The following is a 13,582-nucleotide window of genomic DNA, read 5'->3' as shown; positions in this document are numbered from 1 at the left end:
CGATCCCTGAGGTGCGAGGAGCGTCAGCGACGAGCCTCGAAGGGCTGGTGAGCCGACCTCGCCAGCCCTTCGAGGCAGTGAGAATGGGCGTGGGTGGTCGACCGGGTCTGGGTCTGACTTACTTCGAGGCTGACGGTTGCTGTCATGAGCGAGATGTGTCGATCCGGAACCTGCGGTCGGCTACCCGCGCCATGAGACCTGAGGGCCGGGGCGGGTGTGACTTGATTAGGACCCTGTCTGGCTGGTGGGCCGTGACTCTTCACTGTCCTGTCCACCCGCCCCGGTGAGGTCATCCAACACACGAGTGTGAAGGAGACACCACCACGATGACCCCGACCATGATCGATACGCAAGTGGTGGTCCTGGGCGTGGATACCCATCAACGCACCCACCCCGCCGCCATTGTCGCCGCCGACGGCCGCCCACTGGCCGATCGGGAGTTCCCGACCACCACTGCCGGCTACACCGAGATGTGGCAGTGGGCCTGTGGTTTCGGCCGGATCGAGCACGCCGCGGTGGAGTCCAGCGCCTCCTACGGGGCCGGATTGACCCGCATGCTCACCGACCATGGGGTGACGGTCATCGAGGTCAACACCCCGGACCTACCGCGCCGTTACGCCCACGGCAAGACCGATCAACTCGACGCTTATGCCGCGGCGATGGCGGTCATCACCGGGCGTGCCACCGCGGTCGCCAAAGACACCCGCGGCGCTGTCGAATCGATCCGAATGCTCGCCCTGGCACGGACTTCGGCGGTGGAAGAGGCCACCCGGATCGGTAACCAGATCCGCGACCTGTGCACCACCGCACCAGTGGAGTTCGCCGACCAGGCCCGCCAGGCACGCACCATCGCTGCGCGGGCGGCGTTCATCGCGGGTCTACCCGTACCAGCGGACACCGCTGAGCTGTCCGGGCCGGCCGCGGCGTTCGTGCGTGCCGCACGGTCACTGCTCGAGCGTCACCGACTCGCCCGACGCGAGGTCGGTTCGTTGACCCGCGAACTCGAGCGGCTGCTGGCCACGGTGGTGCCGACCCTGTTGTCCCGACCGCAGATCGGACCGGTCACCGCCGCACGACTGGTGATCACCGCTGGTGACAATGTGGAGCGGATGCGCACCGAGGCGACGTTTGCCAAACTCGTCGGCGCCGCACCGCTACCGGCATCCTCGGGCAAGACCAGCCGTCACCGACTCAACCGGGGCGGGGACAGGCAAGCCAACAGTGCTCTGCACATGATCGCGGTCGGCCGGATGAAATCCCACGCACCCACCCGCGCCTACGTCGAGCGGCGTTCCGCGGAACACAAAACGAAGAAAGACATCATCCGCTGCCTCAAGCGCTACATCGCCCGCGAAGTGTTCCGCGACCTCACCACCGACCTCGGAACCCTTGACAAGCTATGGGACCGTCTCGCTTCGCTCGCACCTCAGGGAGGAGAGTGGTGACGCCCGCCCGCACCTCAGGGAGCAGCGACATCACCGCGCGCCAGTTCACGCACCGCGGCACCGGTCCAGGCGTCGAGGAAGGCCCGGAGTTCGGCGCCGGTCCGGTGCGACATCACATCGAGGACCATCGATTGCAGTGTGCGCAGCACGATTTCGGCGATGAGGTCGAGCGCGGAATCGTCATAGCCGCGAGACGCCCAGTCGACCTCGAGCCGCTCGACCATCGTGCGCGCGAATCGTCGTGCGTCGTCGGAGGTGAACCCGCCGACGACCGGCACGCTCAGCTTGTCGGCCCGCAGGAGTAGGCCGACGTAGTCGTCCTCGGCGAGCTCCTCGAGCACTGCCGCGATGCCCTCCACGAGGGCGGCGTCGGGTTCGGTTATGCCGGTCAGTCGTGTCATCACCCGTTCGAGCAGCCCTTCGACGGCGTCGAGTGCGGTCGCCGACAGCAACTCCTCGGTGCCGGAGAAATAGCGATAGACGGTCTGCCGGGTGACCCCGAGTTCGCGTGCCACGTCGGCGATGCTGGTGGCCGTGCCGCGGCGGTCGATGGTCGCGCGGGTCGCCGCCAGGATTCGAGCCACCGCCTCGGCGTCGTTGACGGGGACCCGACCACTCCAACCATGTGTGCGCATCAGCTCATGAGCCTACCCTTCGCGGCTCGCTGCGCTCGCTCCTCAGGGAGCCAGACCAGCCCGTTCACCGGCGGATCGTCCAGACCATACGCGCGGGCACTTCATGTATGGTGTGGTGACGCAGCACACAGCGCGTACGCGCATGCTCGTCCACCCGGAGGTTCGAGATGACGACACCGATGAAGACCGGCCCGTTCCACGACGGCTTCGACTTCACCGATCCCGATCTGCTCCAGCAGCACGGCATGCCGGTGCAGGAGTTCGCCGAGCTCCGACGCACCGCGCCGGTCTGGTGGAATGCGCAACCGGAAGGTACGTCCGGCTTCACCGACGGCGGATTCTGGGTGATCTCGAAGCACGCGCATGTCCGGGAGATCTCTAAGAACCACCAGTTGTGGTCCACCAACGCCAAGGGCGCGATCCTGCGCCTCCCCGACTACGTGACACCGGATCAGATCGAACTGACCAAGGCGCTGCTCATCAACCACGATCCGCCTGAGCACACCCGACTGCGAAAGATCGTGTCGCGCATGTTCACTCCGCGGTCCGTCGCGTTGCTCGAAGAACAACTGGCGGCCTCGGCCCACGAGATCGTCGAAGCCGCGGCCGCCAAGGGCAGCGGCAACTTCGTCGACGACATCGCGGTACACCTACCCCTACAGTCGATCCTGGACCTCATCGGCGTCCCGCAGGCCGACCGTGAACGCCTCCACGTGCTCGTCGACGCGATGATCAACAACGACGACCCCGACGAGACCATCGACCCGGCAACCGCGAATGCCGAGGTACTCGGCTACGCCTACGCGATGGCGGAGGAACGCCGCAAGAACCCGACCGACGACCTCATCACCACACTCATCGAGGCCGACGTCGACGGCGAGGGGATGAGCGAGATCGAGTTCGGGTTCTTCGTCGTCCTGCTCATCACGGCGGGTAACGAGACCACCCGCAACGCGACGTCGCATGGGATGAACGCCTTCCTGGACCACCCGGAGATGTGGGATCTCTACAAGTCCGAACGCCCCGCGACGGCGATCGAGGAGATACTGCGGTGGTCGACGCCGGTCCACGGCTTCCAGCGGACCGCCCTGGCCGACACCAGACTCGGCGACGTCGACATCGCAGCCGGCCAGCGCGTCGGGCTGTTCTACAGCTCCGCGAACTACGACGAAGAGGTCTTCGACGACCCGTTCACCTTCGACATCACGCGAGATCCCAACCCGCATCTCTCCTTCGGCGGCAACGGCGCCCACTTCTGCATCGGCGCCAACCTCGCCCGGCTCGAACTCAACCTGATCTTCAACGCGATCGCCGACACCCTGCCCGACATCGCGCGGGCCGGCGAACTGCGTCGCGTGCGGTCGGGTTGGTTGAACGGGGTCAAACAGCTCGACGTCACCTATCGAAGCTGAGTTCGCCGGACCGGTTCACCGGGTCGCGGCCGGAATCCATGCGGCGGAGTTCCGACCGGACCAGTTCGCGAGCGTCTCGGTCGGCCCGGCGCCGGCCCGCGGCTCGACGACGACGCCGAAGGGAACGTTCGGGTCCTCGCGGATCTCGGCCGGGATGAACTGGCGGGCGATCGCCAGAGTCGCGGTGGCGGCCTCGGGATCGGCCTCCGACGGTTGCCCGGTCGCGACGGCGAGATCCCAACCGTGCACGAGACTTTCGTTGACGTAGCCCCACAACGCACCGGCGCCGGGAACCTCACCCCACGGGACCTGCACCGGCGCGGTGAGCGTGGCGTCATCGGACCAGAGGTCGAGCGCACGAGCCACGACCGCCGCATACTCGTTCGCGTCGAAACGGTCGGCGATGAACGGCATCGACCGCACGTCGACGCCCTCGGGCAATGCGGCCGCGCGCTGCGCGGTCGCCAGCAGATGAGCTCCGAGCGTGCGTACGTCGAAGTCATCGCACGGCGTCGGCACGGCGAACTGCTCGGCTGTCACCGCGGAGAGCAGTTCGGTGACCCAGCCGGTGGCGGCCGCGAAGGCCGGGCGGGGATCCGGCGGGGTGGTCTGCGCGTTCATGGGTCTTTCCTCTCCTCGGTGGCTGACGAGTCCAGTCAAACCGTGAAACCTGACATCTTCTGTCATGTTTGTGCGAGATGATTCCGGGCATGCGCGCCGAACGTCTCATCGCGGTCCTGATGCTGCTCAAGAAACACGATCGGGTGACCGCGTCGATGATCGCCGGCGAACTCGGGGTGTCGGAGCGAACCGTGCTGCGCGACATCGAGGCACTGTCGCTGTCCGGGGTGCCCGTGTATGCCGAGCGCGGCCGGCACGGCGGGTTCTCACTCGTCCCCGGCTATCGCACGGATCTCACCGGCCTGACGGTCGAGGAGGCGACCTCGCTGCTCGCCGGAACCGGACGGCTCGACTCGCCCGCCTTCGCCAGCGCGATGCGCAAGGTCACCGCAGCACTGCCCGAGGCGTACCGAGGTACAGCGGTGCGGGCCGCTCAGCGGGTTCTGGTCCGCCCCGAGGGATTCGTGCGGCCGCCGGAGGCACTCGATGCTCTCGACCCGGTGCAGTTCGCGGTCTTCGCGGGCAGGCGTATCCGCACTCGCTATCGCCCGCGTGGAGCGGACGAGGCACGGGAGCGGATTCTCGATCCGATCGGGCTCATCATCGCGGGTGACACCTGGTACCTCGTCGCACACGGTGCGGGTGACCGGACCGAGGAACGGATGTACCGGTTGTCCCGGATGAGCGAGGTGGAGGTCCTGGACGAACCTGCGGTGCGCGACGCGGACGTGGATCTGGAAGAGATCTGGGAGCGGCGTCGTACGGCGTTTCGTTCCTCGTTCGATCCGGTCGACGTCGTCGTCGAATGCGCCCCCGATGATGTCGATCGGGTCCGCGCGATCGCGGCATCCTCGAAAGCGTTGGGTGACGACGGAGTTCGTCGACGCGTCGAACTCCGATTCGCCGACGGTCGGCATGCCGTCGGTGCGCTGTGGGCGGCGATGTTCGACCTCGACATCGCAGTCCTCGAACCGCAGTGGGTCCGGGAGTCGTTGGCCGACCGGGCGCGAGCGGTGCTCGCCCGCAGCTGAAATCCGCCCCTGGAAACCGCCCTCCACAGGCGACTCGACGACACTGTTTCGACGTTCCGGCTGTTCAGCGCGGTTTCGAGGGGCGGTTTCGAGGGGCGGTTTCGAGGGGCTGTTTCCAGGGGCGGGAAGCCTAGCCGACCCCGCGCTCGGCGTCGGCCCAGTACTGCGCCCGCAGAGCCTTCTTGTCCGGCTTGCCCAGCGCGGTCAGCGGCAGTGCATCGGCGAAGATCACCTGCTTCGGCGACTGCACGGCACCCTTGCGGTCCTTGACGGTCTGCTGGATCTCCGCGGTGATGCGCTCTTTCGCCGCGTCGTCGGCGTCCGCGTCGGCACGCAGTACGACGATCGCGGTCACCGCCTCGCCCCACTTCTCGTCGGGCACACCGATGACCCCGACCTGGCCGACCGCGGGATGCTCGGCCACCACGTCCTCGACCTCCCGCGGGAACACGTTGAAACCGCCCGTGACGATCATGTCCTTCGTGCGGTCGACGATGAACCAGAAACCGTCCTCGTCTTCACGGGCGACGTCACCGGTCCGCAGCCATCCGTCGCGGAAGGTCTCGGCGGTCTGTTCCGGGAGTCCGAGGTAGCCACCGGCGAGAAGCGGTCCGGCGACGCAGATCTCGCCCGGCTCGCCCTGCGGGACGGGCTGGTCGTCGGCGCCGAGGAGCGCGGTGCGCAAGAAGGCCGACGGCCGGCCACAACTGCTCAGGCGTCGCTGGTCCTCACCCGGACCCGGATGGTCGTCCTTGGCGAGGTAGCTGATGACCATCGGCGCCTCGGACTGGCCGTAGTACTGGGCGAAGATCGGTCCGAACCGTTCGATCGCCTCCGCGAGCCGCACCGGATTGATCGGCGACGCACCGTAATACACGGTCTCGAGCGACGACAGGTCTCGCGTCCGGGAATCCGGGTGGTCCATCAGCGCATACAACATCGACGGCACCAGCATGGTCGCGGTGATCTTCTGTTCCTCGATGGTCTTGAGAACCTCCGCGGGATCGAACTTCGACAGCACCACCATCGACCCGCCCTTCATGAGGGTGGGGATGAAGAAGGCAGCACCCGCATGCGACAGCGGTGTGCAGAGCAGGAACCGAGGATGCTCCGGCCACTCCCACTCGGCGAGCTGGATCTGGGTCATCGTCGCCATCGCACGGGCGGTTCCGATGACGCCCTTGGGTTTTCCGGTGGTACCGCCGGTATAGGTGATCGATACGACGTGGTCAGGTGACAGATGAGCCGACACAAGGGGTTTCGGCTCGAAAGTGTCGGCTTCGGCGATGACGTCGCGAGCCTGCGCCGACAGCTGCTCGGGCACCGGCCCGAGGGTGAGCACCTGCTTGAGGCCGGGGACTCGTTCCAGGAGCGCCGCGGCACGTTCGACGAACATCGGCACCGGGTCGATGATGAGGGTCGAGACGCCGGCGTCGGCCAGCACGTAGGCGTGATCGTCGAGCGAACCGAGCGGGTGCAGCGCGGTGCGCCGCCATCCCTGGGTCTGGCCGGCACCGATCACGAACAACACCTCGGGTCGGTTCAGCGCCAGCAGGCCGACCGCGGTACCGGTACCGGCGCCCAGCCCCTCGAACGCCTGGATGTAGCGGCTGATGGCGGCGGCCATCTCGCCACCCGTCATCTCCGTCTCCCCCAGGGACAACACCGTGCGATCGGCATGGCGTCGTAGCGCGGCGACCATCAGGTCGCCCATGTGTGTACCCCGCGAAGGTGATCGAAGTCGGTCGGTGCTGTCGTCGTACCCTCGTTCGTCATTCCACAAGACTAGGACGTGTTACAGATTTAGGAAAGAAGGTCCACGAAAAAGGCGGTTAACGACATTGGAACCTGTTCCACTATTCCGCCGATGACGCCCGCAGCGCACTCGCAATGTCGGCGCGCGGAACGACCATCGTGTCTACGATCGAAGCATGACTGATCTGGACCTGGCCACCACTCGCCGCGACATCGCCGATGCCCTGCTGACCGCCCTGGAGCGTCGACACGAGGTCCTCGACGCCATCGTCGACGCGGAGGACCACGACGAAGCGGTGACCGCGATCGTGGAGTTGCTCGGCAAGTCGCAGCTGGGCGCCAAGGCCATCCTGGACATGAAGCTCGACCAGCTGACCAAGGACGAGCGCCGCAAGAACCAGGCCGAGCTCGACGACCTGAACAAGGCCCTGACCTTCACACTCGCGGAGCGTCCGGCCAGCAGCGGGGACACCCTCGACCTGCGTCCGTTCGACCCCGAAGCCGATACCGAACTCTTCGCCGCCCGCACCGATGAACTCGGAACCGCCGGCGACGGTTCCGGCGCACCGGCCGGTGACGTCGCCGCCGAGATCAGCGCCGCCACCGACCGCGTCGACGCCGAGGAGGCCGTGTGGCTCGTCGCCGTTGAAGGGGACTCCAAGGTCGGCTTCGTGTTCGGCGAGCTCAAGGACGGCGAGGTGGACCTCCGCATCTGGATTCACCCGCAGTTCCGCAAGTCCGGCTACGGCACCGCCGCACTGCGCAAGTCGCGCTCGGAGATGGCCGCCTACTTCCCCGGGGTGCCGATGGTCGTGCGCGCCCCCGGCGCCTGAACTCGCGGGTCAGGCGGGCTGACGGCGCGGCAGCCCGAACCGCGCTACGATCGCGCGAATCCGGTTCTCCTCGTCGACGACGAAGGTCTCCGACACCGGAGCACCGAGCCGGAGGACCCGCGGCCGGACGTGCACCACATATCGCGTGGTGACGCTGTGCCCGTCGACCGTCGCGGTGAAATCCGAGACCCGGTGGATCAGGCGGAACTGCGGACCCTTCGCGAGGCTGCGGGCGATGTGCGGTCCGTTGCGACCGGTCCGCACACCGAATTCGACGCGGGTGCAATCCGGATGCAACGACACCGCCGACGGGTCGTGGCTGACCAGGGCATCGACATATGCCCGGGCCGCCGCGACCCGCTGCGGGTCTCTGTCCGGTGAGGTCACCGCGCGCCGTAGACCGGCATCGGGACGGGCGCCTTCGCCAGGATCTCCTCGACCACCGGGCCGAGCTCCGCGACCTCCCAGCGAGATCCCTTGTCCTGCTCGACGCTTCGCTGCCAGCCGTCGGTCACCGAGATCTTGCCGCCCTCGACCTCGAAGACCCGACCGGTCACCGACGCGGCCTCGGGCGAGCCGAGCCACACGACGAGCGGCGAGATGTTCGCCGGGTCCATCGCGTCGAAGGAGCCGTCTGCAGGTGCGGCCATCTGCGCGGCCATCTCGTCGCCGGCGCCCATCGTCATCTGGGTGCGGGCCGCGGGCGCGATGGCATTGGCCGTGATGCCGTAGCCGCCCAGCTCGGCGGCCGCCTGGATGGTGAGCGCGGAGATCCCCGCCTTCGCGGCGACGTAGTTGCCCTGGCCCACCGAACCGTACAGTCCGGCACCGGAACTCGTGTTGATGATCCGCGCCTGGCGCGTGCGGCCCGCCTTTGCCTCGGCACGCCAGTACGCCGCGGCATGGCGCAGTCCGACGAAGTGCCCCTTCAGGTGCACGCGGATGACGGCGTCCCACTCGTCCTCGGAGAGCGACACCAGCATCCGGTCGCGGACGAAACCGGCGTTGTTGACGAGGATGTCGAGTTGACCGAACGTGTCGATCGCCGTGGCCACCATGGCCTCCCCGCTCTTCCAGTCCGCCACGTCACCCACGGATGCGACGGCTTCCCCCCGGACGCGCGGATCTCGTCGACGACCCCGGCAGCCAGGTTCTCCGCGTAGTCGTTGACCACGACCTTGGCGCCGTCGGCGGCGAAGGCGAGGGCGTGGGCGCGTCCGATACCCTGTCCGGCACCGGTCACGATGGCGACGCGGCCCTCATTCAACTTGCTACTCAAGGTGTTTCCTTTCTGAACTGCAAAAGACTCGGGGATCAGCTGGGTCAGACGGCGTTGCCTGCGGTTGCGGCGTCGAGAAAAGCGGGCTTCTCGCCACCGCCGTGCACGGTGAGCGTCGAACCGCTGATGTAACCGGCCAGCGGTGACAGCAGGAAGGCGACGGCGTTGCCCACGTCGGTGGGCGTCGCCATCCGGCCCAGCGGGATGGTGGCGCCGACGGCTGCGACCCCGGCGTCGTCGCCGTAGTGGAGGTGCGATTGCTCGGTCTCCACGGGACCGGCGACGACCGAGTTGACCCGCACCTTCGGGGCCCATTCGACGGCCAGTGAGGTCATCAGATTGTCGAGGCCGGCCTTCGCGGCGCCGTACGCAGACGTCCCGGGCGACGGCCGGTGCCCGCTGACGCTCGAGACGTTGACGATCGCGCCGCCGTCCGGCTGGCTCTGCATGACCGCGTTGGCGGCCTTGGCCACGGCGAGCGGGGCCAGGAGATTCAGGTCGACGATCTTGCTCGCGAACCGGACGGATGTATCGGCGGCGAGCGCGAAGGGCGACCCGCCGGCGTTGTTGACCACCCCGTCGATGCGTCCGGCGCGACCGACGATGCCGTCGATCATCGCCTCCACAGCAGCGGCGTCGCGGACGTCGCAGGAGAAGAAGTCGATCTCGCGGAGGTCGTCGACGAGGTTGTCGGCGCTGCGGCCGCAGATCACCGGCCTGGCCCCCAGGGACGACAACACCCGGGTGATACCGGCTCCGACACCGCGCGCACCTCCGGTGACCAGGACAACCTTCCCGACCAGGCCCAGCTCGACCTGTGACTGCGTCTGCATGGGTGCTACCCTACCAAACAACCAAGCACTTGCTTGGTTCAATGCTTGTGCAGCCCCCGCGGTTGCCCAACGCAGCCACGAGAGGAGCACGCGTGCCGATCACCACGACACGTACCGAATCCGGCATCGTGACCATCACGGTCGACTACCCGCCGGTCAACGCGCTGCCATCGGCCGCATGGTTCGAACTCGCCGACGCCGTCACCGCGGCGGGCGACGATCCGGCCACGCACGTCGTGGTGTTGCGCGCTGAAGGACGCGGCTTCAATGCCGGCGTCGACATCAAGGAGATGCAGGCCACCGAGGGCTTCGACGCCCTGATCGGCGCCAACCGGGGTTGTGCGGCCGCATTCAGCGCGGTCTACGACTGCGCGGTCCCGGTCATCGTCGCGGTCAACGGCTTCTGCGTCGGCGGCGGGATCGGGCTGGTCGGCAACGCCGACGTCATCGTCGCCTCCGACGACGCGGTCTTCGGCCTGCCCGAGGTGGATCGCGGAGCGCTGGGCGCCGCAACGCATCTCGCGCGTCTGGTGCCGCAGCACATGATGCGGACCCTGTATTTCACCGCGAAGAACGTGACCGCCCAGCAGCTGGAGCACTTCGGCTCGGTCTACCGCGTCGTACCGCGGGAAGAGCTGCTCGACGCTGCGCTCGAGGTCGCCGAGGCCATCGCCGCCAAGGACACCCGGGTGATCCGTGCGGCCAAGGAAGCCATCAACCACATCGACCCGGTCGATGTTAAGGCCAGCTATCGCCTCGAACAGGGCTTCACCTTCGAACTGAACCTGGCCGGCGTCGCCGATGAGCATCGTGATGCCTTCGTCTCGACCGGCAAGCCGCTCGCCTCGAACGCTTCGCACAACGGAGGACACGCCTGAGATGCCGACCGACAAGACAAGCACACTCGACGACGTCGTCGCGGAACTCCGCGACGGGATGACCATCGGCATCGGCGGCTGGGGTTCGCGCCGCAAGCCGATGGCGCTCGTGCGCGCGATCGCACGTTCGGACGTCAAGGACCTCACCGTCGTCACCTATGGCGGCCCTGACCTCGGATTGCTCTGTGCCGCAGGCAAGGTGCGCCGCGCCTACTACGGCTTCGTCTCCCTCGACTCCGCACCCTTCTACGACCCGTGGTTCGCCAAGGCGCGCACCAACGGCGAGATCGAGGTGCGCGAGATGGACGAGGGAATGGTGAAGTGCGGGCTCGAGGCCGCGGCAGCCCGCCTGCCGTTCCTCCCGATCCGCGCCGGACTCGGTTCCGACGTCCTGAACTTCTGGGAGGGCGAACTGAAGACCGTCGAATCGCCGTACCCGGACGCCGACGGACGGACCCAGACACTGGTCGCGATGCCGGCCCTGAAGCTCGACGCGGCCTTCGTCCACCTGGATCTGGCCGACGCCCACGGCAACGCCGCCTACACCGGCGTCGACCCGTACTTCGACGACCTCTACTGCGCGGCCGCCGAACGTCGCTACCTGGAGACAGACCAGCTCGTCTCGACCGAGGTACTGGTGAAAACCGTTCCGCATCAGCGACTCCTGCTCAACAGGATGAACGTCGACCGGGTGGTGCACACCCCCAACGGTGCCCACTTCACCTTTGCGGGTGACTACGGACGCGACGAGAAGTTCCAGCAGTTCTATGTCGCCAGCGCCAAGGAACCCGACACCTGGGAAGCGTTCTCGCGTCGATTCCTTCAGGTCGACGAGGCGACCTACCAGCGAGAGGTGACCGCATGGCAGGCCGAGCAGGAGGAGAACGCACAGTGAGCACCACAGAGACCCAGGCAACGAATATCCCGCCGGCTGAGCCTGTCGAAGCCACGCGCGCCGAGTACTGCGTCATCTCGTGCGCCGGCATCTTCGCCGGTGCCGGCGAGATCATGGCGTCGCCGATGGCGCCCACTCCCCTGCTGGGAGCCCGCCTGGCACGCCTCACCACCGAGCCCGACCTGCTGATCACCGACGGCGAGGCACTGATCCTCGCCGACACCCCGCCGATCGGCAAGACCGGTCCCATCGAGGGCTGGATGCCGTTCCGCAAGGTGTTCGACGTCGTGGCGTCGGGCCGTCGCCATGTGGTCATGGGCGCCAACCAGATCGATCGTCACGGAAACCAGAACCTGTCGGCGTTCGGACCGCTGCAGCACCCGACGCGCCAGATGTTCGGCGTCCGCGGCGCACCCGGCAACACCATCAACCACCCGACGAGCTACTGGGTGCCGCGTCACACGGCACGCGTCTTCGGGAAGACCGTCGACATCGTGTCCGGCATCGGATACGACAAGGTCGACCCCGACAACCCGGCGTACGACGACCTGAACATCCATCGCGTCGTCACCAACCTGGGCGTCTTCGACTTCGGCGGCGAGGGGCACACGATGCGGGCGCTGTCGCTGCATCCCGGGGTCACCGCCGACGAGGTCGCGGAGAACACCGGCTTCGAGATCGAGGGCCTCGCCGACGCCCCGGAGACACGGCAGCCCACCGCCGAGGAACTCGGCCTCATCCGAGACGTCCTCGATCCCAAGGGCGTTCGCAACAAGGAAGTCCGATGAGTCCGGCCAGGGCGGCCGGCCTGTCCACGTCGTTCACCGAACTGGTCGGGGTCGAGTACCCGATCGTGCAGACGGGTATGGGCTGGGTGTCCGGGCCGTCGCTGACCTCGGCGACGTCGAACGCCGGCGGTCTCGGCATCCTGGCGTCGGCGACGATGACGTTCGCCGAACTCGAGACCGCCATCGCCAAGACGAAGTCGTTGACCGACAAGCCGTTCGGCGTGAACATGCGCGCCGACGCCACCGACGCTCCGGAGCGGATCGATCTGCTGATCCGCGAAGGGGTCAAGGTCGCGTCGTTCGCGCTCGCACCGAAGCCTGAACTGATCGCGAAGCTCAAAGACCACGGCATCGTGGTGATCCCGTCGATCGGTGCGGCCAAGCACGCCGTCAAGGTCGCCTCCTGGGGCGCCGACGCGGTGATCGTGCAGGGCGGCGAGGGCGGCGGTCACACCGGCCCGGTCGCCACGACCCTGCTGCTCCCGTCGGTGCTGGATGCCCTGGCGGCCAGGAACATCGACATGCCGGTGGTCGCAGCCGGCGGCTTCTTCGACGGTCGCGGCCTGGCGGCGGCACTGGCGTACGGCGCCCAGGGTGTCGCCATGGGAACCCGCTTCCTGCTGACCTCCGACAGCGCGGTCCCCGACTCGGTGAAACAGGAGTACCTGGGTCGTGGCCTCAACGACACCGTCGTCTCCGTCAAGGTCGACGGCATGCCCCACCGCGTGCTGCGCACCCCGCTCGTCGAGGCACTCGAGAGCGGCAGTCCGGTGAAAGCGCTGTTCGCCGCGGCCCGAAATGCCAACGAGTTCAAGCAGATGACCGGCATGCGCTGGACGACCATGCTCAAAGACGGTCGCACGATGAAGAAGTCGGGCGAGCGCACCTGGCAGCAGGTCATCATGGCCGGCAACACCCCGATGCTGCTGAAGGCCGGCCTCGTCGAGGGTGACACCCGGGCCGGCGTTCTCGCGTCGGGCCAGGTCGTCGGGATGATCGACGACCTGCCGAGCTGCGACGAGCTCGTCCAGTCGATCATGCATCAGGCGCACGAACGGCTGAAGACGCTCGGGTCGCTGGGCTGATTCGCAGAATCGCTACTTCGGGCACAGAATCGCTATTTCCAACCAGCGCTTCTGTGCCCGAAGTCGCGATTCCGATCTCATGCTCCCTGAGG

The 13,582-nt window shown here is 67.4% G+C and carries 12 protein-coding genes and 2 pseudogenes; 8 read left to right on the top strand and 6 right to left on the bottom strand.

Annotation, left to right across the window (positions count from 1 at the left end):
• Positions 1-326 precede the first annotated feature (326 nt).
• Positions 327-1,445 carry an IS110 family RNA-guided transposase gene (locus BLU62_RS28940; RefSeq protein WP_074853944.1) on the top strand — a complete coding sequence of 373 codons (1,119 nt, stop codon included), beginning with the start codon at positions 327-329 and terminating at the stop codon, positions 1,443-1,445.
• Positions 1,446-1,459: 14 nt separating this feature from the next.
• Here BLU62_RS28940 and BLU62_RS28935 read toward each other — a convergent pair whose 3' ends face one another.
• A complete protein-coding gene (locus BLU62_RS28935) occupies positions 1,460-2,080 on the bottom strand; it encodes a TetR/AcrR family transcriptional regulator (RefSeq protein WP_074853943.1) in 621 nt (206 codons plus the stop codon).
• 167 nt (positions 2,081-2,247) lie between these two features.
• Here BLU62_RS28935 and BLU62_RS28930 point away from each other — a divergent pair, with 167 nt between their 5' ends.
• Positions 2,248-3,492 carry a cytochrome P450 gene (locus BLU62_RS28930; RefSeq protein ID WP_074853942.1) on the top strand — a complete coding sequence of 415 codons (1,245 nt, stop codon included), beginning with the start codon at positions 2,248-2,250 and terminating at the stop codon, positions 3,490-3,492.
• Between the two features lie 15 nt (positions 3,493-3,507).
• Here BLU62_RS28930 and BLU62_RS28925 read toward each other — a convergent pair whose 3' ends face one another.
• On the bottom strand, positions 3,508-4,113 hold the full coding sequence (locus tag BLU62_RS28925) for a TIGR03086 family metal-binding protein (protein WP_074853941.1): 606 nt from the start codon (positions 4,111-4,113) through the stop codon (positions 3,508-3,510).
• An 89-nt stretch (positions 4,114-4,202) separates the two neighbouring features.
• Here BLU62_RS28925 and BLU62_RS28920 point away from each other — a divergent pair, with 89 nt between their 5' ends.
• The gene (locus BLU62_RS28920) at positions 4,203-5,144 is read left to right on the top strand and encodes a helix-turn-helix transcriptional regulator (protein WP_074853940.1); all 942 of its coding nucleotides are present in this window, start codon (positions 4,203-4,205) and stop codon (positions 5,142-5,144) included.
• 130 nt (positions 5,145-5,274) lie between these two features.
• On the opposite strand, the pseudogene fadD8 reads toward BLU62_RS28920, so the two are convergent.
• Positions 5,275-6,920: pseudogene (gene fadD8, locus BLU62_RS28915) on the bottom strand (fatty-acid--CoA ligase FadD8).
• 155 nt (positions 6,921-7,075) lie between these two features.
• Between fadD8 and BLU62_RS28910 the strand changes: the two are divergent.
• Positions 7,076-7,732, top strand: a complete 657-nt coding sequence (locus tag BLU62_RS28910) for a GNAT family N-acetyltransferase (protein WP_074853938.1) — start codon at positions 7,076-7,078, stop codon at positions 7,730-7,732.
• A 9-nt stretch (positions 7,733-7,741) separates the two neighbouring features.
• Here the strand turns inward: BLU62_RS28910 and BLU62_RS28905 are convergent, their stop codons facing one another.
• From BLU62_RS28905 to BLU62_RS28895, 3 genes and pseudogenes are all read right to left on the bottom strand, one after another.
• Positions 7,742-8,119 (bottom strand): DUF8021 domain-containing protein, encoded by a 378-nt coding sequence (locus BLU62_RS28905; protein WP_074853937.1) that lies wholly within the window; start codon positions 8,117-8,119, stop codon positions 7,742-7,744.
• Positions 8,116-9,011 (bottom strand): annotated as a pseudogene (locus tag BLU62_RS28900) (SDR family oxidoreductase). The gene BLU62_RS28905 and the pseudogene BLU62_RS28900 overlap by 4 nt, the downstream one beginning before the upstream one ends.
• Before the next feature lie 44 nt (positions 9,012-9,055).
• Positions 9,056-9,844, bottom strand: a complete 789-nt coding sequence (locus BLU62_RS28895; protein WP_074853936.1) for an SDR family oxidoreductase — start codon at positions 9,842-9,844, stop codon at positions 9,056-9,058.
• Positions 9,845-9,936: 92 nt separating this feature from the next.
• Between BLU62_RS28895 and echA20 the strand changes: the two genes are divergently transcribed.
• From echA20 to BLU62_RS28875, 4 genes are read left to right on the top strand one after another with little or no spacing between them, the layout of a single operon-like run.
• Positions 9,937-10,722 (top strand): (7aS)-7a-methyl-1,5-dioxo-2,3,5,6,7,7a-hexahydro-1H-indene-carboxyl-CoA hydrolase, encoded by a 786-nt coding sequence (echA20, locus tag BLU62_RS28890; RefSeq protein WP_074853935.1) that lies wholly within the window; start codon positions 9,937-9,939, stop codon positions 10,720-10,722.
• Between the two features lies 1 nt (position 10,723).
• Positions 10,724-11,617: a CoA transferase subunit A gene (locus BLU62_RS28885; RefSeq protein ID WP_074853934.1), complete on the top strand. Its 894-nt coding sequence runs from the start codon at positions 10,724-10,726 to the stop codon at positions 11,615-11,617.
• Positions 11,614-12,405 (top strand): CoA-transferase subunit beta, encoded by a 792-nt coding sequence (locus tag BLU62_RS28880; RefSeq protein WP_074853933.1) that lies wholly within the window; start codon positions 11,614-11,616, stop codon positions 12,403-12,405. Before BLU62_RS28885 ends, BLU62_RS28880 begins: the two co-directional genes overlap by 4 nt.
• On the top strand, positions 12,402-13,490 hold the full coding sequence (locus tag BLU62_RS28875; RefSeq protein ID WP_074853932.1) for an NAD(P)H-dependent flavin oxidoreductase: 1,089 nt from the start codon (positions 12,402-12,404) through the stop codon (positions 13,488-13,490). The genes BLU62_RS28880 and BLU62_RS28875 overlap by 4 nt, the downstream gene beginning before the upstream one ends.
• Positions 13,491-13,582 lie beyond the last annotated feature (92 nt).

It is taken from the genome of Gordonia westfalica, assembly GCF_900105725.1.
Taxonomy (GTDB): domain Bacteria; phylum Actinomycetota; class Actinomycetes; order Mycobacteriales; family Mycobacteriaceae; genus Gordonia; species Gordonia westfalica.
The sequence above is the reverse complement of the archived record's forward strand: the minus strand, read 5'-3'. Positions and strand labels throughout refer to the sequence as shown.

What these genes read in the sequence shown, in the direction of transcription:
- BLU62_RS28920 (WP_074853940.1), top strand. Translation starts at nt 4,203, where the DNA reads ATGCGCGCCGAACGTCTCATCGCGGTCCTGATGCTGCTCAAGAAACAC.
- BLU62_RS28930 (WP_074853942.1), top strand. Translation starts at nt 2,248, where the DNA reads ATGACGACACCGATGAAGACCGGCCCGTTCCACGACGGCTTCGACTTC.
- BLU62_RS28940 (WP_074853944.1), top strand. Translation starts at nt 327, where the DNA reads ATGACCCCGACCATGATCGATACGCAAGTGGTGGTCCTGGGCGTGGAT.
- BLU62_RS28885 (WP_074853934.1), top strand. Translation starts at nt 10,724, where the DNA reads ATGCCGACCGACAAGACAAGCACACTCGACGACGTCGTCGCGGAACTC.
- BLU62_RS28895 (WP_074853936.1), bottom strand. Translation starts at nt 9,844, where the DNA reads ATGCAGACGCAGTCACAGGTCGAGCTGGGCCTGGTCGGGAAGGTTGTC.
- BLU62_RS28875 (WP_074853932.1), top strand. Translation starts at nt 12,402, where the DNA reads ATGAGTCCGGCCAGGGCGGCCGGCCTGTCCACGTCGTTCACCGAACTG.
- BLU62_RS28925 (WP_074853941.1), bottom strand. Translation starts at nt 4,113, where the DNA reads ATGAACGCGCAGACCACCCCGCCGGATCCCCGCCCGGCCTTCGCGGCC.
- BLU62_RS28935 (WP_074853943.1), bottom strand. Translation starts at nt 2,080, where the DNA reads ATGCGCACACATGGTTGGAGTGGTCGGGTCCCCGTCAACGACGCCGAG.
- BLU62_RS28910 (WP_074853938.1), top strand. Translation starts at nt 7,076, where the DNA reads ATGACTGATCTGGACCTGGCCACCACTCGCCGCGACATCGCCGATGCC.